18 protein-coding genes and 1 tRNA gene are annotated in these 20,734 nt (G+C 68.0%); 14 read left to right on the forward strand and 5 right to left on the reverse strand.

The window, feature by feature from the left end; all coding sequences use genetic code 11:
• Nucleotides 1-35: 35 nt before the first annotated feature.
• The 5 genes from EZE58_RS04055 (at nucleotide 36) to EZE58_RS04075 (ending at nucleotide 3,906) form a co-directional block, all read left to right on the forward strand.
• The gene (locus EZE58_RS04055; protein ID WP_167559851.1) at nucleotides 36-266 is read left to right on the forward strand and encodes a hypothetical protein; all 231 of its coding nucleotides are present in this window, start codon (nucleotides 36-38) and stop codon (nucleotides 264-266) included.
• 321 nt (nucleotides 267-587) lie between these two features.
• Nucleotides 588-968, forward strand: coding sequence for a cold shock domain-containing protein (locus tag EZE58_RS04060; RefSeq protein WP_167559852.1), 381 nt, complete (start codon nucleotides 588-590; stop codon nucleotides 966-968).
• Nucleotides 968-1,939 carry a DUF3027 domain-containing protein gene (locus tag EZE58_RS04065; RefSeq protein ID WP_240941126.1) on the forward strand — a complete coding sequence of 324 codons (972 nt, stop codon included), beginning with the start codon at nucleotides 968-970 and terminating at the stop codon, nucleotides 1,937-1,939. Before EZE58_RS04060 ends, EZE58_RS04065 begins: the two co-directional genes overlap by 1 nt.
• An 8-nt stretch (nucleotides 1,940-1,947) precedes the next feature.
• A complete protein-coding gene (locus EZE58_RS04070) occupies nucleotides 1,948-3,207 on the forward strand; it encodes an MFS transporter (RefSeq protein WP_167559856.1) in 1,260 nt (419 codons plus the stop codon).
• A 210-nt stretch (nucleotides 3,208-3,417) separates the two neighbouring features.
• On the forward strand, nucleotides 3,418-3,906 hold the full coding sequence (locus EZE58_RS04075) for a DUF456 domain-containing protein (protein ID WP_344771662.1): 489 nt from the start codon (nucleotides 3,418-3,420) through the stop codon (nucleotides 3,904-3,906).
• Between the two features lie 227 nt (nucleotides 3,907-4,133).
• Here the strand turns inward: EZE58_RS04075 and serC are convergent, their stop codons facing one another.
• Complete coding sequence (serC, locus tag EZE58_RS04080) at nucleotides 4,134-5,294, reverse strand: phosphoserine transaminase (protein ID WP_167559862.1); 1,161 nt, start codon at nucleotides 5,292-5,294, stop codon at nucleotides 4,134-4,136.
• A 128-nt stretch (nucleotides 5,295-5,422) separates the two neighbouring features.
• On the opposite strand from serC, the gene pdxH reads away from it, so the two are divergent.
• From pdxH to EZE58_RS04115, 7 genes are all read left to right on the forward strand, one after another.
• Nucleotides 5,423-6,094: a pyridoxamine 5'-phosphate oxidase gene (gene pdxH / locus EZE58_RS04085; protein WP_167559864.1), complete on the forward strand. Its 672-nt coding sequence runs from the start codon at nucleotides 5,423-5,425 to the stop codon at nucleotides 6,092-6,094.
• A 250-nt stretch (nucleotides 6,095-6,344) separates the two neighbouring features.
• Entirely contained in the window at nucleotides 6,345-7,817 is a 1,473-nt protein-coding gene (locus EZE58_RS04090) for an aldehyde dehydrogenase family protein (RefSeq protein ID WP_205772103.1), read from the forward strand.
• A gap of 154 nt (nucleotides 7,818-7,971) precedes the next feature.
• A complete protein-coding gene (locus EZE58_RS04095) occupies nucleotides 7,972-8,658 on the forward strand; it encodes a metal-dependent transcriptional regulator (protein ID WP_167559867.1) in 687 nt (228 codons plus the stop codon).
• 364 nt (nucleotides 8,659-9,022) lie between these two features.
• The gene (locus tag EZE58_RS04100; RefSeq protein WP_167559869.1) at nucleotides 9,023-9,835 is read left to right on the forward strand and encodes a C40 family peptidase; all 813 of its coding nucleotides are present in this window, start codon (nucleotides 9,023-9,025) and stop codon (nucleotides 9,833-9,835) included.
• A 451-nt stretch (nucleotides 9,836-10,286) separates the two neighbouring features.
• The gene (locus EZE58_RS04105) at nucleotides 10,287-10,787 is read left to right on the forward strand and encodes an HNH endonuclease (protein WP_167559871.1); all 501 of its coding nucleotides are present in this window, start codon (nucleotides 10,287-10,289) and stop codon (nucleotides 10,785-10,787) included.
• 185 nt (nucleotides 10,788-10,972) lie between these two features.
• Entirely contained in the window at nucleotides 10,973-12,037 is a 1,065-nt protein-coding gene (locus EZE58_RS04110; RefSeq protein ID WP_167559873.1) for a universal stress protein, read from the forward strand.
• A 3-nt stretch (nucleotides 12,038-12,040) separates the two neighbouring features.
• Nucleotides 12,041-13,150 (forward strand): permease, encoded by a 1,110-nt coding sequence (locus EZE58_RS04115; protein ID WP_167559875.1) that lies wholly within the window; start codon nucleotides 12,041-12,043, stop codon nucleotides 13,148-13,150.
• A 104-nt stretch (nucleotides 13,151-13,254) separates the two neighbouring features.
• Here the strand turns inward: EZE58_RS04115 and EZE58_RS04120 are convergent.
• Nucleotides 13,255-13,330 (reverse strand) — tRNA-Arg (locus EZE58_RS04120).
• A gap of 107 nt (nucleotides 13,331-13,437) precedes the next feature.
• On the opposite strand from EZE58_RS04120, the gene EZE58_RS04125 reads away from it, so the two are divergent.
• A complete protein-coding gene (locus EZE58_RS04125; protein ID WP_167559877.1) occupies nucleotides 13,438-18,558 on the forward strand; it encodes a DUF4011 domain-containing protein in 5,121 nt (1,706 codons plus the stop codon).
• A complete protein-coding gene (locus tag EZE58_RS04130) occupies nucleotides 18,545-18,844 on the forward strand; it encodes a hypothetical protein (RefSeq protein ID WP_167559879.1) in 300 nt (99 codons plus the stop codon). The genes EZE58_RS04125 and EZE58_RS04130 overlap by 14 nt, the downstream gene beginning before the upstream one ends.
• A 142-nt stretch (nucleotides 18,845-18,986) precedes the next feature.
• Here EZE58_RS04130 and mscL read toward each other — a convergent pair whose 3' ends face one another.
• From mscL to EZE58_RS04145, 3 genes are all read right to left on the reverse strand, one after another.
• Nucleotides 18,987-19,451, reverse strand: coding sequence for a large conductance mechanosensitive channel protein MscL (gene mscL, locus EZE58_RS04135; RefSeq protein ID WP_167559880.1), 465 nt, complete (start codon nucleotides 19,449-19,451; stop codon nucleotides 18,987-18,989).
• Nucleotides 19,452-19,632: 181 nt separating this feature from the next.
• Nucleotides 19,633-20,262, reverse strand: coding sequence for an SAF domain-containing protein (locus EZE58_RS04140; protein ID WP_167559881.1), 630 nt, complete (start codon nucleotides 20,260-20,262; stop codon nucleotides 19,633-19,635).
• A 147-nt stretch (nucleotides 20,263-20,409) separates the two neighbouring features.
• Nucleotides 20,410-20,715 carry an FmdB family zinc ribbon protein gene (locus tag EZE58_RS04145; RefSeq protein WP_167559883.1) on the reverse strand — a complete coding sequence of 102 codons (306 nt, stop codon included), beginning with the start codon at nucleotides 20,713-20,715 and terminating at the stop codon, nucleotides 20,410-20,412.
• Nucleotides 20,716-20,734 lie beyond the last annotated feature (19 nt).

Here is a 20,734-nt window from a genome sequence, read left to right on the forward strand (position 1 = left end):
GTCAGGAAAGCACATTCCCTCGGGAGGGACGAGCATTGTCAGCCAAGCGTGTCGACACGGCCATCGTCGTCGTGGCCGTCGCAGCAGCCGTCATCGGAGCCGCCGCACTCCTCGGCGTTCTGGGTCAGGCGTGGATGGGGTACACCCCCTCGCATCTGCTGACATACCTGCCGATGATCCTCCTCCCGGTCGCCTTCGCCCTCGCCGCCGCGGCTGTGATCCGCGCGGTGCTGCGGCGCAGGCAGACCGAGGTGGGCCCGAGCTGAACCGAATCCGCCGGACTGCGGATCGGGATGCGGCCGAGGACACCGTGAGTCGGTGCCTGTCACCGACGGGCTGAGAGCACTCTGAGCGGACCGGTCGGATCCGGACACAGACCCCCTCCGCAGCTTCGAGGCGAATCGGCGGGACACCTCGGCGAATGCGCCACCCGCCTCGGCGAGGACGGGACGATCCCGACGCACAGACACCGACATCGACCACCGCCGGGCCTGCCCGGCACGAGCACCGCCGGCACAGCCCGGCACGAGAACCGGCCTCCGCCCCGGAGGCCCTTAGGGCACTGCACCACATCAGGAAAGGACACCATGCCAACCGGACGCGTGAAATGGTTCGACGCCGACAAGGGCTACGGCTTCGTCGTCGCCGAAGACGGCTCCCAGGCCTTCCTCCACTCCTCCTCCCTGCCCGAGGGCACGGAGATCACCAAGGGCACCCGCCTCGACTACGACGTCGTCGACTCCCGCCGCGGCGCGCAGGTGCTCAAGGCCCGTGTGCTCTCGGCTCCGGCGAAGGTCGCGAAGGCTCGACGCCGCTCGGCCGAGGACATGGCGGTTATGGTGGAAGACGTCATCAAGGTCCTCGATGACCTCAACAACGGTCTGCAGCACGGGCGCTACCCCGACCGCGACCACGGGAACAAGGTCGCCTCGCTGCTGCGGGCGATCGCCGACGATCTGGAGTCATGATGTCCTCACTGTTCACGACATGGCTCGCCGACCTGCGGGCCCCGGAGCACGCGGACGCGGCGGCGACGGGCGCGGAGGCGACGGTTGCGGCTGAGGCTGTTCCCGCCGAGGTTGCCGAGACGAGTGCGGCCGCTGAGGCTGTTCCCGCCGAGGTTGCCTCCGGCGCGGCGGATGAGGCTGCGGCCCCAGCGCAGAAGCCTGCCCGGACGAGCCCCGAGAAGGTCGTCCTCGACGCCCAGCTGGCCGCTGCGATCGACATCGCCCGATCCGCCATCGCCGAGGTGGCCGGCAGCTCGGTCATCGGCGAGCACCTCGGCGCGGTCGCCGAAGGCACCCGACTCGTCACCCATTACTTCGTGTGCACCGACCCCAGCTACCGTGGCTGGCGCTGGGTGGCTGTGCTCGCCCGCGCCCCGCGCTCGAAGAAGGTCACCGTGTGCGAGACGGCGCTGCTGCCGGGACCCGACGCCCTCGTCGCTCCCGAATGGGTGCCGTGGGATCAGCGCCTCGAACCCGGCGACCTCACCCCGCGCGACACCCTGCCCAAGGTCGACGAGGATCCGAACCTCCAGCCGGGCTACCAGCAGACCGAGGACAACTCGGCGGACAACATCGACCAGATCGCGAACTTCGAGTTCGGCATCGGCCGCGAACGCGTGCTCTCCGCCGAGGGGATCACGGCTGCGGCGACCCGGTGGGCCGAATCCGAGGCCGGAGCTGACGGCGAATTCGCCGCCCGCGCCTCGGCGCACTGCGTGACCTGCGGTTACTTCATGCCGATCGCCGGATCCCTGCGCGAGAGCTTCGGGGTGTGCGCGAATGCGTGGTCGCCCTTCGACGGGCGCGTCGTCCAACTCGACTCCGGGTGCGGGGCGCATTCGGAGACCGACGTCAGACGTCAGGACACCAGCCCCGCCGAGGCGGTCGTCGACGACTACGCGCGCGGCGAACTCGAGCTCCAGGAGGGCTGAAGCACCAGATGGCGCACACGTTCCGGTCGCTGGCGGAGCCGAACTACAGACATTGGTTCGCCGGCGCGCTCATCTCGAACACCGGAACGTGGATGCAGAGGACAGCGCAGGACTGGCTCGTCCTCACCTACCTGACGAACAACAACGCCTCGGCGCTCGGCATCACGATGGCCCTGCAGATGGGTCCCCAGCTCATCATGTTCCCGTTCGCCGGAGCCCTGGCCGACCGGTTCTCCAAGCGCAGGCTGCTCATGGTCACCCAGGCCCTCCTCGGCGCGGTCGGCCTGCTGCTCTTCGTCCTCGTCATCACCGACACCATCGAGCTGTGGCAGGTCTACGTCCTGGCCCTCGTCCTCGGCATCCTCGCCACCCTCGACACCCCCGCCCGGCAGGCGTTCGTCTCCGAACTCGTGGGGGAGAAGCTCCTGCCGAACGCGGTGAGCCTCAACTCCGCGTCGTTCAACGGCGCCCGGATGATCGGCCCCGCCGTCGCCGGTGTCCTCACCGCCCTCGTCGGCGCCGGGCCCGTCTTCCTCATCAGCGGGCTGGGGTTCGCCGCCACCCTCACCGTGCTCATCCGCCTCGACACGGCACGACTGCATCCCTCGAGTCGCCGAGGTGGCGGCGGGGTGCTCGGCGGATTCCGCTACCTGCGCAGACGACCGGACGTCACGGTCGTCCTCCTCGTGCTCTTCATCGTCGCGACCTTCGGGTTCAACTTCAACATCTACACGGCGACGATGGCGCGGATCGAGTTCGGCAAGGACGCGAGCGGGTTCGGACTGCTCAACTCCGTCATGGCGATCGGGTCCGTGGCCGGTGCGCTCGCCTCGGCGAAACGGGAGAAGCCGCGGCTGCGGTTCATCTTCGGGGCTGCCGGCGGCTTCGGTCTGGCTGTCGGACTCGCCTCGCTGATCACGAACTACTATGTCTTCGCCGCCGCTCTCATCCTCGTCGGATTCAGCTCGCTGACGATGATGACCTCGGCGAACGCCTATGTGCAGACGACGACCCCGCCGAACTATCGCGGTCGGGTGATGGCGATCTACGCGGCCGTCGTCATGGGCGGCACTCCGATCGGGGCGCCCCTGGCCGGATGGGTCGCGGACTCCTTCGGACCCCGCATGGCGATGGGGGTGGGCGCTGCCTCGGGTGTGCTGGCGTTCGGCGTCGGACTCGTGTGGATGATCGTCGCGAAGAACCTGCGCCTGAGCTACGATCCGAAGTCGCGGATCCGGCTGCACGTGAGCTACCTCGGGCATCCGTAGCGCGGTCGGCGGTGCGGCTGCTCATCTGACTCTGCGTCCTCACAGACAGGTCCGGTTCTGCGTCCTCACAACCGGGTCCCCTAGGATCGGATCTGCGCTGAGCGCACCTGGTCGGCTGCGAGCGGAGCTGAAGAGAGCCCTGATGAGAGCACTCTTGAACAGACCATCGTCGAAGAGACCCCCGTCGAAGAGATCGGATATGTCGTGAACGTGGACACTGTGACCTCCCTGCTCGTCGGCATCGCCGTGCTCGTGGGGTGCCTCGGCATCATCGTTCCCGTGCTGCCCGGCTCCATCCTCATCGCCGTCGCGGTGCTCATCTGGGCGTTCGTCATCGGCACCCCGGCGGCATGGATCGTCTTCGCGATCGTCGCGGTCCTCGTGGCCGGCGGCATGAGCGCGTCCTTCGTCCTCACCGGGCGCAAGCTCAAGGAGATGGAGGTGCCGAACCGGTCGGTGGCTGTCGCCGGTGTGCTCGCAATCGTCGGCTTCTTCGTCATCCCGGTTCTCGGGCTGCCGCTCGGCTTCGTCCTCGGGCTCTATCTCGCCGAGTACGCGCGGCTCAAGGACCCGACGACCGCGTGGTCCTCGAGCTGGGGATCGATCAAGGCGATCGGACTCGGCACGGTCATCGAGCTCTTCCTCGCCCTGCTCGCCGCAGTCGCCTTCTGCATCGGACTGCTCATCCACTTCCTCTGAGCCGCACGTCGCAGTGCGAACGGCGCGCGCTACTCCGCACCTCGATAGTCGCCGCGTCACTTGGCACCTCGAGAGTCACGGCACACCTGTAACCGTTTCTCGCACCCCAAGCGGCATTTCAGAGGTCTGGCTCCGCTCACCGCACCTTTAGCTCGACACACCACCCGTGCAAAGGTGGTTCATGGCGCTAAGGGTGAGGGTTGCGGTAGAACGCCGGCGCGCGCCGGCTACGCGAGGGCGTCGATGACGAAGTCGAGGCAGTTCAGCAGCGCCTTGACGTCTGCCGGGTCGACCGAGACGAATGTCGCGATGCGCAGCTGATTGCGCCCGAGCTTCCGATACGGTTCGACGTCGACGATGCCGTTGGCCCGCAGTACCGAAGCCACGCGCGCGGCATCGACCGAGTCGTCGAAGTCGACGGTGGCGACGACCGAGGACCGGTCGGCGGGATCGGCGACATAGGGGTGGGCCACCTCGGCGGCATCGGCCCAGTCGTAGACGTAACCGGAGGTCTCACTGGTGCGCTCGGTGGCCCAGTCGAGGCCGCCGTTGCCGTTGATCCACTCGATCTGCTCGGCGAGCAGGAGCAGCGTGGCCACCGCAGGGGTGTTGTACGTCTGGTCCTTGCGCGAGTTCTCGATCGCGGTAACGAGGTCGAGCGACGCCGGGATCCAGCGCCCGGACTCCTTGATCTCCTCCGCCCGGGCAACGGCCTTGGGGGAGAGGATCGCGACCCACAGTCCGCCGTCGGAGCCCATGTTCTTCTGCGGGGCGAAGTAGTAGACGTCGGTCTCGGCGATGTCGACGGGCAGACCGCCGGCGCCGGAGGTCGCATCGATGACGACGAGTGCATCCTCGTCGATGCCCTCGGGGCGGGCGATCGTCGTCGCCACCCCGGTCGAGGTCTCGTTGTGCGGCCACGCGTAGACGTCAGCGCTGACCTCGCTGTCGCCGAGGCCTGCCGCCTCGAGCGCTGCCGGGGACGGGATCGCCGAGGTGCCCGGCTCGGCTGTCAGGATGAGCGATCGTTCGAGGTGGGGTGCGGTGTCGGTGGCCTTGGCGAACTTCTGTCCGAACTCGCCGAAGGTCGCATGCGCAGCGCGCTGCCTCACGAGTCCGAAGGCCGCGACGTCCCAGAACGCCGTCGATCCGCCGTTGCCGAGGACGACCTCGTAGCCCTCGGGCAGGTCGAAGAGCTCGGTCAGTCCGGAGCGGATCCGGGCGACGAGGCTTTTGACCGGCGCCTGTCGGTGGCTCGTGCCGAGCACGGTCGTCGCCGCGGAGTTCAGGGCCTCGATCTGGGCCGCGCGGATGCGGGCGGGACCCGATCCGAATCGTCCGTCGGCGGGCAGGAGTTCGTCTGGGATCGTCAGGTTCGCAGCAGTCACGCTCGCCATTCTAGGGGCACGCGAGTCCCCGCCCGCGGGCCGTCTCACCATGCGCGAACGGACGTCCTCGGCCCCTGCTGTCGACGGTCCGCGCAACCCCGACGGACCGCGGCCCGTAGAGTGGAGCCATGAGTGAGCCTGTCGACCGACTGGCCCAGACCCGGGCCTCCTACATCTCGTCCTCGTTCGATCGTCCCGAGGTCTCCCCGCTCGAGCTGTTCCGCACGTGGTACGACGAAGCCGCCGGCCAGGTCCGCGAACCCAACGCGATGACCGTCTCGACGCTCGACGAGTGGGGCCCGGTCGCCCGCATCGTTCTCCTCAAGGGCGTCGACCCCGCAGGCTTCGTCTTCTTCACCGACTACGACTCGGCCAAGGGGCGTCAGCTGCGCGCGGATCCGCGGGTCGCGGCGAACTTCCCCTGGCAGGACATGCACCGGCAGATCCGCATCCGGGGCCTCGCCGAGGAGGTCGCCCCCGCCGAGTCCGACGCCTACTTCTCCGTCCGCCCCCGCGGGTCGCAGATCGCTGCGAGCGTCTCGAAGCAGTCCCAGCCGGTCGGCGGGCGGGAGCAGATGGAGTCCGAGTACGCCGCCGCCGAGGCGGAGCTCGCCGGCCGCGACGTGCCCCGTCCCGAACACTGGGGCGGCTTCCGCATCCGGCCGTTCGAGATCGAATTCTGGCAGGGTCAGCAGAACCGCTTCCACGACCGCTGGGTCTTCCGCCGTGCCGATGGCAGTCATGACCCCGGCGACCTCGCCCGGTCGCAGGACTGGGACCTTGTCCGCCTCTACCCGTAAGCACCAGGACTCTGCGCCCTTAGCCATCCCCTCCCAGCGCCTCACTCCCTGACCACCCGTTCCCCGAAGTCCGCCCACACCACTAGAGTCCGTGTATACAGTCCCTTATATACAGACCCTGTTTCAGACAGACACTGAACCGCAGTCCTCGAACACCGACACAGACACCAGAAGAACCCCCGCGTCCCCCGGCCGCTCGCAGCGAGGTGAGCCGGCCCCAGGGAACGCCGACCCGCGCTAAGGAGCGTCGATGACCCAGACATCAGCAGCCACCACGACCGGAACCGAGGCCCTGTTCGACAACCTCATCGGCGGACAGCGCCGCGGATCCGAGGACCGCAGCCTCAACCGCAATCCGTCGGACCCGTCCGACGTCATCGGCAGCTTCGCCCGCGCCGATGCGCAGACCGTCGAGGACGCCATCGCCGCCGCCAATGCCGCGGCACCGGCCTGGGCGGACTTCCCCGCTCAGCAGCGGTTCGCGATCCTCGACACGGCCGGCACCCTCATCGCCGAGCGCGCCGACGAACTCGCCGACCTCCTCGCCCGGGAAGAGGGCAAGCAGCTCGGCGAATCCCGCGGTGAGGTGCTGCGCGCCTCCCAGATCTTCAAGTTCTTCGCCGGGGAGACCATCCGCAACACCGGGGAGATCATCGACTCCGTCCGCCCCGGCCTCACCGCCGAGATGACCCACGAACCCATCGGTGTCGTCGGAGTCATCACCCCGTGGAACTTCCCCATCGCCATCCCGGCCTGGAAGATCGCCCCGGCGCTCGCCTACGGCAACACCGTCGTCTTCAAGCCCGCCGAACTCGTACCCGGCTCGGCCTCGGCCCTCGTCGACATCCTCGTCGAGGCGGGACTGCCCGACGGCGTCATCAACCTCGTCATGGGACCCGGACGGATCGTCGGGGAGGTCCTCACCACCTCGGCGGACGTCGATGCGGTGACCTTCACCGGCTCCGTCGCCGTGGGACGCGGCGTCATCGCCGCAGCGAGCGAGCACGGCATCCGCGTCCAGTGCGAGATGGGAGGGAAGAACCCGCTCGTCGTCCTCGGCGATGCCGACCTCGAGGCCGCCGCCGACGCTGCGGTCAACGGGGCCTTCTTCTCCACCGGCCAACGGTGCACGGCCTCGTCCCGACTCATCGTCACCGACGACGTCCACGACGAGTTCGTCGGACTGCTCAAGGAGCGCATGGCGGGCCTGACGGTCGGCGACGCCCGCGCCGAGGGCACCGACATCGGCCCCGTCGTCTCCGAGGACCAGCTGCAGCAGGACCTGCGCTACATCGGCATCGCCCGCGACGAAGGGGGAGAGGTCACCGGCGGCGACCTCGTCGACGCGGCCACCGACGGGTACTTCCTCGCCCCCGCCCTCGTCACCGGGACCTCGGCTGGGGACACGATCAACGTCGAAGAGGTCTTCGGTCCCGTCGCCTCGGTGATCCGGGTCGCGGACTACGACGAAGCCCTCGCCGTGGCCAACGACACGGCCTTCGGGCTCTCGGCGGGCATCTTCACCTCGTCGCTGAAATATTCGACGCACTTCAAGCGTTATGCGCAAGCTGGAATGGTCATGGTCAACGCCCCCACCGCCGGTGTCGACTACCACGTCTCCTTCGGGGGTCGGAAGGGATCGAGCTACGGTCCCCGGGAGCAGGCACGGGCGGCGCGCGAGTTCTACACGGTGCACAAGACGGCGTACGTCAACGCGGGCTGAGAAGCGGCCCAGGCAACCGCCGCGATAGAATCGAGACGGATCGCAGCGGCTGCGAGGCATCGCAGTCGTTGCGGGGTCGCAAGACCTCTGAAGTGTGAGAACGCCTGACATGGTCACATGACCTGAAGACGAAGAGTGGAGTGGCTGGTCTTAAGTGAACGACCTCGTCGATACAACCGAAATGTACCTCAAATCGATCATCGAGCTCGAAGAGCAGTCGATCGTGCCGCTGCGCGCCCGGATCGCGGAGCGACTGGACCACTCCGGTCCGACCGTGTCGCAGACCGTGGCCCGCATGGAGCGCGACGGACTGCTCCACGTGAGCAATGACCGGCACCTCGAGCTCACCCCCGAAGGACGCCGCATCGCCACCGAGGTGATGCGCAAGCACCGTCTGGCCGAACGCCTGCTCGCCGACGTCGTCGGCCTCGAGTGGGAGCTCGTCCACGACGAGGCCTGCCGGTGGGAGCACGTGATGAGCGAGCAGGTCGAGCGCAAGCTCGTCGCGCTCCTGCCCGACACGAGCTCCGGCCCGTACGGCAACCCGATCCCCGGACTCGACGTCATCGGCGCGGAGGCGAACACCGGCGCCGAGGTGGTCGACCTCGCCACCGCCGTCGCCCGTGACGGTGCGACGCAGCTGAGGATCGCGTGGCTGGCCGAACCCCTGCAGGTCGACATCCATCTGCTCCAGCAGTTCCAGGTGGCCGGGGTCATGCCCGGCACCGACGTCGAGATCACCCGCAACGGGGAGTACATCACCGTGCAGGTTCCCGGCGCCGAGGATGTCCTCGACCTTCCCGTCGAGACCGCCTCGCACGTCTTCGCCCACAAGAAGTGAGGCGAGCGATGTGACGGCGATCACAGAATGATCGCGGACAGGTCTCGGCCTGTAACGAAAGCTTGACCGCAGCCGGCCCGGAGAGTGGACATTCACCCTCCGGGCCGGCTTCTGTAACGGTCAATGTTACGGAGAAATGAATCTCATTCACCGCTCTCACCTGCAGGCTTATGGAAAACCTCGGGGTTTCCCCACCGTGGTTGTGACAGAAACGTGACAATTGATCACTGATTGGTTACAGTTGTTGAGGTCGTCCGCGCAAGCGGCGGCTTCGCACCGGGAACCGCACGCCACGCCTGATGCGATACACACCCAAGGACCGAAGTGGCGGTCGGAGAGATCCGATAGGTGACGAGAGGAAAACGTGGCAACTAAGCACCATGGCCGCCGCGCCGCAGAGACCAAGGTCAAGACTCCGCTGACCGAGCTGACTGAACTCCTGAACGCCAACTCCGCCGTCTTCGGACGTCGCGCGGCCGTCGTCGCCGCCAGCGGTGGACTGCTCACCGCAGCCGTTCTCCCCGCTGCCGGTCAGGCCGGAGACGACAACGTCGCTGTCTCCGCCGACTCGAAGACCCAGGTCGCCGAATTCCAGAACCAGGCCGCCACCGTCGTCCCCGACGGCAGCGCCAAGGACAAGAAGGACGACTCGTCCTTCAGCGTCGACGTCCAGACCGTCACCGCCAAGCCTGCTCCTAAGCCCGAGCCGAAGCCGAAGAGCTCCGCTGCGGCCTCGAGCGATTCCGACTCCTCGAAGGCCTCGTCCAAGTCGAAGAGCGACAAGGGTGCGTCGAAGGACTCCGGTTCCGGCGACGTCAAGATCCCCGACGGTTCGAAGGCCCAGCAGGTCCTCGCCATCGCCAAGCAGTACGTCGGCACCCCCTACGTCTCGGGCGGCACCTCGCCCAGCGGCTGGGACTGCTCCGGCTTCAACTCGTACGTCTACGCCAAGGTCGGCGTCAACCTGCCCCGCACCTCGGGTGCCCAGGGCAGCGCCGGGGCGACCGTCTCGAAGTCCGAAGCCAAGCCGGGCGACCTCATCTGGAAGCCGGGACACATCGGCATCTACGCCGGCAACGGCATGATGTACGACGCCGGCAACCCGCGCGTCGACACCAGCTACCGCAGCATCGACTGGATGATCGCCGGCGGCGCGAAATTCGTCCGCGTCCTCTGATCACGCTCTGACGGGAACTCCCCGTTGCACTCGACGGTCCTCGAGTGCGGCGGGGAGTTTTCGCATCTGTGCACCCGCCTCGGTGCCGTGGTCGCGCGGGATGACGGCGCTCTGGCCTCGCGGGACGGTCGGGTGCAGGTGAACGCGCGGGAAAGATTCCGTGACCGGAGGGGTATGAATTCGGTCACAGGGGCGATCGGCGTTACTCTTGAGAAGATTGAGTTCCGTAAGCGATGGGAAATCCGATGGGACATAGTCGAATATTCCGGACGACCGCTCCAGGTTCTGGTGCGGAGTACATATCTGTGTCTGTGTCCGATTCCAAGGCGTTGTGCTGGTGCACGACGCCTTTTGCGTTCCCTGGCCCGGCTGCGTCTGCGGCGCTGCGCTCAGGGAGCGGACCGGCGTCCGCCATCGGCTCCCCATCGCCCATGAGAAGAGGGGGCGGGATATGAAGACTCTCGTGCTCAATGCCGGATACGAGCCGCTGTCGGTCGTGCCGTTCACCAGAGCCGTCGTTCTGGTGCTCACAGGCAAGGCGACGGTGCTGGCCGCCGATGACGCTCCGGTGAGATCGCAGCACGTGAGTCTCGACCAGCCCTCGGTCATCCTCCTCACCCGCTACGTCAGACCCCCGCGCGATCGCAGGGTCTCACTGTCGCGTCGCGGAGTCCTGCGCCGGGACAACCATCGCTGCGCGTACTGCACGCGACCGGCGAGCACCGTCGACCACGTCGTCCCCCGGTCCCGCGGAGGCGGCAACACGTGGGAGAACCTCGTCGCGTGCTGCCGAGACTGCAACAACCGCAAAGGCGACCGCACGCTGTCCGAGATCGGCTGGAAGCTCGGCTTCTGCCCGAAGGAGCCGCGCGTGGGACAGTTCTGGATGCGCGGGATCGATAAGCCCGTCGAACAGTGGCGGCCCTTCCTCGAGATGAACCACGCGGCCTGAGTCCGCGTTGCCTCAGGGGTGGTGCGCCGAGCGCCGGCGCACCCTACCGGCAGGCGTCTGACCGGTGAGGATGCCGTCCGCAGTGTGACCAGAAACGGATAACGATGTGACATCGTCAGCCGTGCTGACATCTTTGTGATCTAGGGTGGACTCAGAGAAATTCGCTGCGACTTGAGGAGCGTGCGATGTCAGAGCAGGACCGCAGTCACGATGCCACGTCGTCGCCTGCCGGTGAGCCCGAAGCGGTGGTCGTCGGCATCGACGGCTCGCCCCCGTCGAGGAACGCGCTCAACTGGGCGATCCAGGAGGCCCGTTCCCTGGGCAAGCCGATCCGGCTCGTCGGCGCCTACACCATTCCCAGCGTCGCTGCCGCGGCCATCGACGTCTCCTACGTCCCCATCGACGACTCCGCGATCCGCGCGTCGGTGACGAACACCCTCAAGGAGGCCGCCGCCGAGGTCAAGGCCGCCGGCGTGCCCGTCGAAGCCGTCATCGAAGTCGGGGATGCCGCCGGGGTCCTCATCGACGAATCGAAGTCCGCGTGCCTGACCGTCGTCGGCTCCCGTGGTCGGGGCGGGTTCGCCGGTCGCCTCCTCGGCACGGTCTCGAGTGCGCTGCCGGCCCACTCCGCGTGCCCGACCGTCGTCGTCCCCGCATCATGGCAGGCCGACACCGAGAAGCCGGCCCATCCGACATCGTCGCGTCCGATCCGTCAGGACGGCTTCGAGGTCGAGGAGTCCGATCCCGACGCCGAGGCGGTCGAGGGTCTGCGCTTCGACGGCAAGGTCGTCGTCGGGGTCGACTCCCTCGGCGCCGAGTCGCCCGCCCTGTGGAAGGCAGCTCGCCTGGCCGTGCGCCGCGGTTCGCCCCTGCACATCGTCGCCGTCATCACGACGACCGTGATCGGTCCCGAATGGCTGCCGAGCACCGCCGACCTCGAGCGCCTCATCAACGAAGGCGCCGACAAACTCGTCGTCGCCAAGCAGCGCGTGAAGGCGGAGTTCCCCGACCTCGACGTCACGTGGACCCTCTTCGACGGTCAGCCCGCCGAGGTGCTCGTTCGGGCCTCCGACACCGCCGAGGTGCTCGTCATCGGTTCACGCGGACGCGGCGGGTTCGCCGGCCTCCTGCTCGGGTCGACCTCGCAGTCGGTGCTGCCGTACTCGCAGTGCCCGACGATGGTCGTCCGGGTCTCTCGCGATGCCAACAAGCGCCGTGAGGACGGAGAGATCCCCGAACCGGGTCTCTGATCGGTGGAATCGACGACGAACGAGTCCGCGGCTGCGGCTGCCCGGACAGCGGCCGTACCTGCGGCCCCGGCGGCTGAGCGTCGCCGGTTGCGCGCCGCGGACTGGGCGGGACTGACGATCCTCGTCATCCTCCTCGGCGTGGGCCTGACCTGGTCGAAATGGCTGCCGTACTGGGACAAAGCCCAGACGATGTCCGAGACCTCGGTCTGGGAGGGTGCCCCGCTCTTCGACGTCGCCGGTCAGGCGATGTCCGTGTCCGGGGCGTGGGACTTCACGCTCGCGTATTTCCTGGCCGTGTGGAAGGCGCTCGTCGTCGCCCTCCTCGTCGCCGCGGCCATCGACGCGCTCGTGCCCCGGGACTGGCTGCTGCGGGTGATGAACCGGCGGCATGCCGCAACCCAGTCGCTCGTCGGGGCGACTCTGTCCCTGCCGTCGATGATGTGCACGTGCTGTGCGGCTCCCGTGGCAGCGGGCCTGCGCCGGACCGGGGTGACGCGCAGCGCTGCGCTGGCGTACTGGGTGGGCAATCCGCTGCTCAACCCTGCGGTCCTCGTCTTCCTCGCCCTCGTCCTGCCGTGGCAGTACCTGGGCGTGCGCCTCGTCGTCGGGCTGCTCATCGCTGTCGGGGCGAGTGCCCTCATCGGAACCTGGATTGCGGGACGCGGCAGGGACGTCAACGTCCCGCAGCCGGACGAGCCTGCGGAACTCTCGTCGATGCCTCGGCGATACCTGCGGTCGCTGTCGCGGTTCACCCTCATCCTCGTCCCTGAGCATCTCGTGCTCGTCTTCGTCATCGGCCTCATCGCTCCGTGGCTGACCGGACTCTACGGTGTGGAGGCGCAGCTCGGGGCGGTCGCGATCATCGTCGCCGCCGTCGTCGGCACGCTGCTCGTCATCCCGACCGGGGGAGAGATCCCGATCATCCTCACGCTGCTGGCCGCCGGTGCCGGCGCGGGAACGACGGGTGCGCTGCTCATCGCGCTGCCTGCGCTGAGCCTTCCCTCGATGGTCATGGTCGGCAGGACGATGGGCTGGAAGGCGACGTTGGCCATGGGAATCGCTGTGATGATCGGGTCGGTGCTCGCCGGACTGCTCGTGCTCGCGCTGACGTGAGGTGGTGTGGCGGGAAGAGCTGCGGCGAGAACAGCGCCGATGCGGTGCTGGAGGCTGCTCCGTCGAAGCGATTGCTGCCGCGTTCGCTGCGATGATGAAATGCGTGGCGCCCCCGGCGCGATTCGAACGCGCGACACCCGCTTTAGGAGAGCGGTGCTCTATCCCCTGAGCTACGGGGGCGATGTGGCTGTCGTCAACCACGATCACCCAGTGTAGCGTAGAAGAAACCTCGATGTTCCACGGTGTGCCAGCACCTGTTATGCGTAGTTTCTCGTTAGGGTCGAACTGTGCCAGATACCGTTGTTGACGATCAGTACCCAGAGCTCGGGGGCGCGTTCGCCGAGTGGAAAGAGCAGGCCGCCCACCTCGGCGGTCGCGACACCATGCTCCATTTCCGGGACTCTCGCGACGGCAGCATCGACCTCTCCGGAGCACATCCGTCGGGCCTCGCCCAGCTGCTCGCCGGTCGCCCCACCCGACTCTCGAGCCTGATCCGCGACCACGAGATCCTCGCCGACGCCCGCCGTCGAGCCCGGTCGATCCGGTCGAAGGCAGAACAGCTCGACAACGAACGCGGCATCCGCGCCGCGCATCTGGCCATCGGCTTCGCGTCGTGGACGGAGAAGGACTCCAAGTTCAAGTTCAACGCCCCCGTCGTGCTGCGCCACATCACGCTGGTGCCGCGCGGTTCGCGCGTCGAGGACTACGAGATCGTCCTCGGCAACGAGATCACCATCAACCCGGCCCTCGTCCGCCACCTCGCCGAGGTGTACGACCTCGACGTGCCCGTCGACGAATGGGTCGACGCCACCGGGGGACCCCACGGCTTCGACCCGGGCCCGGCCCTCGACCGCCTCCGCGACCTCGCCCAGGCCGTGCCGGGCCTGCGCATCAACCACCGGTTCATCGTCTCGACGTTCGCGAACATCGCAAGCGCCTTCACCGGCGACTACCTGCCCACGCAGCATCCCATCCTCCGGGCGCTGGCCGGCGACGACGAGGTCCGCGGACAGTTCGGCGGCGGTTCGACCGTGCCCTGCCGCACCCCACGCTCAACGGGTGACACGGCGAAGAAGGCCTCGGAAAGGGGTGCCGGGCCGGCGGAGTCAGCCGAGTCGGTTGAGTCGACGTCGCCGGCGAAGACATCCGGTGACTCGTCGACGTCCGACGAGCGGAGCGCCGAGTCGACCGGTGTGACACCGACGGCGAAATCCGGTGAGACTGCATCGGCAGCGACACCGGCATCGACCGGGGTCTCTTCGAGGTCGACTGATTCTTCGACCGCCGGCGACGGTTCGACGGCAGGCGGGGACTCGACGGTAGGCAGCGACTCGACCGCTGGCGACGACCCGAAGGCGGGTGACGACGCGACCACCGCTGGCGGCGACTCGAAGACAGGTGACGACTCGACCACGGCTGGCGACGCGAAGTCGGGCAGTGCTCAGGCACCTGCTGGGACAGAAGTCGGGAAGAGCGATGCCGCTGCGGACGCAGGGAGCTCGGAAGATGACCCCAAAGCGCCGGCCCGTGAGAAGGACTCCGGCGGTGGCGCATCCGAAGCCAACACCGGCACCAAGAACGACGTCGGCGCGAAGACCGACACCAAGAACGACACCGACGCCAAGACGGACGCCGACTCCACAGCCGATGCCAAGCCGAAGGCTGACACCGAAGCCGGCATCGCTGACGCGAAAGCCGACATCACGGCCGATGCCGGCACCAAAATCACGGCCGACGCCGGCACCGAAGACGATGTCGACGCGAAGACTGACACCGGTGGGAAGCCGTCCTCCGGTCCCGCGTCGAGGACTGCCGCTGCACCGGCAACCGATGACGAGGACGAACTCGGCGAACCGACGGTGCCGATCACCTCGGCGAGCTCTGGCTCAGCCACGACTTCGCACCGAACGGCACAGGAACCCTCGGCTGTGCGCACCGAGGACCCCTCGGCCACCGACGCTCGGCAGGCTGCGGCCGATGAGGACTTCGTGCCCGCCGCCCTCAAGGAACCCGTCACCCCGCTGCCCGACCGGAAGCCGCAGGAGGAGTTCCTCGTCATCGACGTCGACGGCGACCAGCAGGCCGTCGTCGATGCGGCGGTCTCGGGTCGCTCCGTCGTCGTCGACACCCCTCCGGGAACCGGCGCCACCCAGGTCGCCGTCGCCGTCGCGACGACGCTGGCGCACACGGGCAAGAGCGTGCTCTTCCTCGCCCAGACCGCCGATGCCCTCGACGACTTCTCGGCCCGCCTCGGCGAGGTCGGGCTGGGCGACTTCGCCGTCGACACCCGCGAAGGCGCCGAGCACATCAAACGTCAGCTCATCGACCTCATCGGCTCCGCGGAACGAGCCGAACGCCCCGACCTCGGCGGCCTGCTCTCCGAACTCAACGAGCAGCGGGCTACCCTGACCGACCACGTCACCTCTCTGCACCGGCGGCGCCAGCCGTGGGACGTCTCCGTCTACGAGACTATGCAGCACCTCGCCGAACTCACCTCCGGCGACGACTCGCCGCAGACCGGTGTGCGCTTCGGTGAGGACATCCTCGAAGCCAGCGACGACCGCCGGCACGCACTGCGCGGGAAACTCGGTGAGCTCGCCGGACTCGGCGCCTTCACCCTCGACGTCGAGGACACCGTCTGGTTCGGCGCCGACCTCAAATCCGTCGACGAGGCCGAAGCCGCCCGCACCGTGGCCGAACGCCTCGGCCGCACGCTGCCCGACCTCGTCACCGCCGTCGAACCCGTGCTCGCCAAGGCCAAGCTCAACCCCCGCCGCAACCTCGACGACTGGTCGCGGGCGATCAAGGTCCTCCTCCGGGTGCGCACGACCCTCGACAGCTTCGCCCCCGACGTCTACGACCACCGCCTCGACGACCTCATCGCCGCGACCGGGACCGCGGACTACCGGGCCGAACTCGGCGTCGAGATGGGCATGCTCCAGCGCAAGCGGCTGAAGAAGTCCGCGCAGGAGTTCCTCCGCCCCGGCGCCGACGTCGCCGACCTCCACTCGGCGCTCATCGACGTCCGCGCTCAACGGGTCATCCTCCGCGACCTCGCCGGTCACGACGGCCGTCCGCAGATCCCGCGCGGTGTGCTCGAAGCCGACGAGATCCTCCAGGGGGTCGAAGCCGACGTCGCGAAACTCGCCCCTGTGCTCGAGACGACCCCCGACGGCGGCGACCTCGGCGCGATGCTCATCGAAGAGCTCACCGCGCGCGCCGAGGCGATGGGCGGGGACTCGGAGAACCTCGCGGACCTGCCCGAACGCTCACGCCTGCAGCGGGAGCTCACCGATGAGGGCCTCTCCGAACTCATGACCGACCTGCGCCGGCGCAAGGTCGAGAACCACCTCGTCGGACCCGAATTCGATCTCGCCTATTGGGCGTCGGTCCTCCAGTCGATGGCCGGCGAGGATCCGAAGATCGGCCGCCACGACGGTGCTGCCCTCCACGAGGTCGCCGAAGGATTCCGGGAGAACGACCGGGCCTTCGTCGCCGCCGGCGCCGGGCGCCTGCGCTACAACCATTCGCAGGCGTGGAAGCGCGGCATCGACGCCGACCCGATCGCTGCCGGGGTCATCAAGCAGGAGCTGCTCTCCCCGCACACCTCCGTCCAGCGGATGTCGACGAAGGCGCCCGAACTGCTCACCACGCTCGCGCCGGTGTGGATGGCCAGCCCGTACACGGTGCCCGAGCTCTTCGCGGCACTCCCGCTCTTCGACGCCGTCGTCATCGCCGACGGCGGGCGGCTCTCGATCGCCGACGTCGTCCCCGGCATCACGCGTGCCCGCCAGGTCGTCTCGCTCGGCGACTCGCGGCTGCTGGGACCGCGCCCGTTCTCGATCGCCGTCGACCGGTGGGGACCCGACGAAGCCGAGCATCCGGACTCGGTGCAGGACCGCCTCGGCGAATTCCTGCCGCGGATGCGGCTGGCGAACTCCTACCGCCTCTCACCGGTGGGTCTCATCGACCTCGCGAACAGGCACTTCTACGATTCGACGATCTCGACCCTGCCGACCGCGCACACCGGCGAGGGAACCGGGCTCGAGTTCTCCTACGTCGCCGATGGGCGCGGGCCCACCGACATCGGCACGGGCCGGGTCGAAAGCCCGGACGCCGAGGTCAAACGCGTCGTCGAACTCGTGCTCAAACATGCGCGGACCCGGTCCAGGGAGTCCCTGGCCGTGGTCGCCCTCACCCCGCACCATGCGCAGCGGATCGCCACAGCGATCTCGCGGGCGATGAAGGATCTGCCGTACGTGGCAGCCTTCTTCAACGACCCCGCGAAGGAGCCGTTCGTCGTCACCGACGCCGAACGCGTCCAGGGGATGTCACGGGATGCCGTGATCTTCTCGCTCGGCTACGGGCGCACCGTCCACGGCCGGGTCATCAACGACTTCGGTCCGCTCTCCGGCCCCGACGGCGACCGCATCCTCGCCGCCGTCGTCACCCGCGCACGCAAACGACTCACCGTGGTCTCGAGCATCGAGGCCGAGGACTTCGACGCGGCGAAGCTCAGCGGAGGAGCACAGCTGCTGCCGCGCCTGTTCGAGGAGATCGCCGGCGGCGGCGTCCGCCAGCCCGGCCCCCACGGGGAGATCTACGACCCGCTGTTCAACGACATCGCCGACCGTCTCCTCCAGCTCGGCGTCGTCGCCCACGAGCACTACAACGGCATCGACCTGGCCGTGGCGAACTCCGCCGAGGACGAGCACGGGATGATCATCGCCGTCTCCGGAGACGGCCCCGACTACGCCTCGATCCGCAGTCTGCGCCAGCGCGACCGGGTTGTTCCCGAGCAGCTCGAACGCCGCGGATGGAAGTTCATGCGCGTGTGGTCGACCGATGCGTTCGTCGACCCGCAGGCCGAGACCGAGAAGATCTTCGACGCCTGGAAGTCCACGGTGGAGACGATGAGCCCGCAGGCGATCCTCAACGCCGCCCGCGCTGCCTCCGTCGTCGTCGGACGCACCGGCAGCCGCCCGAAGCTCGTCCCCGGCCTGCCGATGCACAAGTACTCCGACCAGGGTCTTGACGAGATGATCGACTGGATCCAGTCCGATGCCGTCGTCCGCGGCGACGGAGAGATCAAGGAGCTCCTGCGCACGGCGCTCGCCCAGAAGAGCAACACACCCCGCGGGGAGACCCAGCTGCAGGCAGCCGTCGACCGCTATCGTCAGCGCCATGCGCAGGCGAAGAAGGTCACCGGCGCCGAGGTGTTCATCCCCTCCGCCGATGCGCGCGGTCCCGTCGAGGGCGAGGTCATCCCCACCTTCGACACCGACCAGATCCGTGCCGAATCGCTGCGCGACGCGGGGCTCATCGAGGCCGACGACGTCGATTCCGAGTCGGGTTCGGGATCGGCGGACGGCCGGGACTCCTCGGCGAGCACCGATGACCGACCCTGAGCCCGGGGCAGAGTCCGAGCCCGGGCGTGATCCCGAGCGCGAGCCTGAGCCCGAGTCCGAGCCTGGGCGTGATCCCGGGTCCGAGAGTGAGCCCGAATCCGATTCGCCTGACGGCGAGACCGGCACCTCGGGCTCGTCCGACGAGGGCGACGATGAGCGTGAGAAGAAGGCGCGCCTCGAGCGTGCGCTGCGCGCGTATCGAGCGACGCTGCGCAACGAAGCCGAATCGGGCACGACAGGATTCAGTGCCGAACACTACCGGTCGCAGAAACCCCCGCACTGGTGACGCGGTACGGCTGATGCCGGCTCGGCCGGCCGACATACCGGGGTGACGAGGACCCCGGACAGCGACGAGGGCCCGCTTCCCAGTGTGGGAAGCGGGCCCTCGTGCATGTGCAGCCTCAGGGGCTGCACCGATCACGGTCGGATCAGTGGCGCGGCGGTTCGTTCGGGTCGGTGTATCCACCCTGACCCGGGGTGCCGCCTGCAGGACCGGCGTTGGCGGCGGCCTGGTTGCGGAGGAGATCGCGGATGTCGCCGAGGAGGTCCTCAGCGGTCGGGGGCACCTCGGACTCGGGCACGCCGCGCTTGCGCATCTCGTTGAGCTTGTTCATCGGAACGATGATGATGAAGTAGACGATGGCGGCGACGATGAGGAAGTTGATCGCGGCGGTGATGACCGCACCGATGTCGATCGTCGTCTCAGGCACGCCGGGCTTGAGCGTGAAGCTCAATGCGGGGCCTTCTGCGCCGCCGACGGCAGCGATGAGGGGGTTGATGATCTTGTCGGAGAACGCCGTGACGATGGCGGTGAACGCGCTGCCGATGATGACAGCGGTCGCCAGTTCGACGACATTCCCCTGGAGAATGAAGTCCCTGAAACCCTTAAGCATTAGCGGCACCCTTTCGGTGGTGTGAGCAATAATGCGACTCTAATCTTGCAATGAAGGTTACATAGTACAGACCAACTCCACATCCCAACACTGTTGACATGCGAATAGCCAATGACTAATCGGGGTCACCAGGGCCCGCCAGGATGCCGCCGCTGCCGGTTTCGGCAATTCGAGAACGGGCTCATTGCGGCAGGATTGCAAAGCTGATCGGCAACCCCGCGAATTCCGCAATCCGACCCGCATCGTCGGGGGAGAGGATTACCGAGACAAGCTGTCCTGATTCTGCTGTGACGCCGTTCTCCTTCTCGATGATCCGGGCGATCGTGACCTCGTCGACGACGACCTCGGAACCGCCCTCGGGAAGGGAGCTGAACAGACGGATCCGCTGACCGGGGGCGAGGAGTCCGGCGGACTCGTCGTCGGCGAGCCGCACCGGCATGATGAGGTCGGTGGTGCCGTCGGGCAGCGCCTGCTGGTCGAGGACAGCCGCCCGGGTCAGAGGCGATCCCTTCGACACACCCGCGGAGGTGCGCTTGTCCAGAGCGTCGTCGACGGCGGTGAACGATTTGCTCGGCACGAAGTCACGGGGATAGTCGACGAGCGCGAGGTCGGCGGCGGTGAGCTGAGTGCCGGGGGCGAGGTCAGCGGCGGCGACGACCACCGGAGTGTCGCCCTGGCTCGGGGTGAGCTGCCACGCGAGCAGGGCGCAGGCGAGGGCGATGCACACTGCGGCGAGGAGCCTGCGCGGTCGCACCCGCAGGGACAGCGGACCGCCTGCCGCTCGAGCCGTGAGCCGATCGAGGAGCTTCATGCTCTGAGCGTGCGCAACCCAGACGGTCGATGGCAAGGGATGAGAAATCCCCTGTGGACAGTCATCTGTCGTCCACAGGGGATCTGAGCATGAGTGGCCGGGCCGTCCCCAGCCGTGCGCACATGAGTCGCAGGAGAGCCGGACGGCTCAGTTCGTCGCGGACGTGCCCGCCTTCGCCGGGGCTGCCGACGACTCTGACTTCGACGCAGAGTCGGAGGAGGTGGAGCTCGAGTCCTTCGACGAGGAGCTTGCCGGGGCGACCGAGCTCGAGGTGCTCTTGCGGGAGTCGGTGGCATAGAAGCCCGAGCCCTTGAAGCTGATGCCCACGGTGCCGAAGACCTTCTTCAGCTGGCCCTGGCATTCCGGGCAGATCGTCAGCGAGTCGTCGCTGAAGTCCTGGTGGACATCGAATTTGTGGCCGCAGCTCTTGCATGCGTACGAATAGACGGGCATAGAGAACCTTTCCTCAACG

The sequence above is a fragment of the Brevibacterium sp. LS14 genome, from assembly GCF_012027885.1.
GTDB classification, from domain to species: domain Bacteria; phylum Actinomycetota; class Actinomycetes; order Actinomycetales; family Brevibacteriaceae; genus Brevibacterium; species Brevibacterium casei.

Coding starts and splice junctions, on each gene's coding strand:
- EZE58_RS04060 (WP_167559852.1), top strand. CDS start 588: ATGCCAACCGGACGCGTGAAATGGTTCGACGCCGACAAGGGCTACGGC.
- EZE58_RS04065 (WP_240941126.1), top strand. CDS start 968: ATGTCCTCACTGTTCACGACATGGCTCGCCGACCTGCGGGCCCCGGAG.
- EZE58_RS04070 (WP_167559856.1), top strand. CDS start 1,948: ATGGCGCACACGTTCCGGTCGCTGGCGGAGCCGAACTACAGACATTGG.
- pdxH (WP_167559864.1), top strand. CDS start 5,423: ATGAGTGAGCCTGTCGACCGACTGGCCCAGACCCGGGCCTCCTACATC.
- EZE58_RS04090 (WP_205772103.1), top strand. CDS start 6,345: ATGACCCAGACATCAGCAGCCACCACGACCGGAACCGAGGCCCTGTTC.
- EZE58_RS04105 (WP_167559871.1), top strand. CDS start 10,287: ATGAAGACTCTCGTGCTCAATGCCGGATACGAGCCGCTGTCGGTCGTG.
- EZE58_RS04110 (WP_167559873.1), top strand. CDS start 10,973: ATGTCAGAGCAGGACCGCAGTCACGATGCCACGTCGTCGCCTGCCGGT.
- EZE58_RS04130 (WP_167559879.1), top strand. CDS start 18,545: ATGACCGACCCTGAGCCCGGGGCAGAGTCCGAGCCCGGGCGTGATCCC.
- mscL (WP_167559880.1), bottom strand. CDS start 19,451: ATGCTTAAGGGTTTCAGGGACTTCATTCTCCAGGGGAATGTCGTCGAA.
- EZE58_RS04140 (WP_167559881.1), bottom strand. CDS start 20,262: ATGAAGCTCCTCGATCGGCTCACGGCTCGAGCGGCAGGCGGTCCGCTG.
- EZE58_RS04145 (WP_167559883.1), bottom strand. CDS start 20,715: ATGCCCGTCTATTCGTACGCATGCAAGAGCTGCGGCCACAAATTCGAT.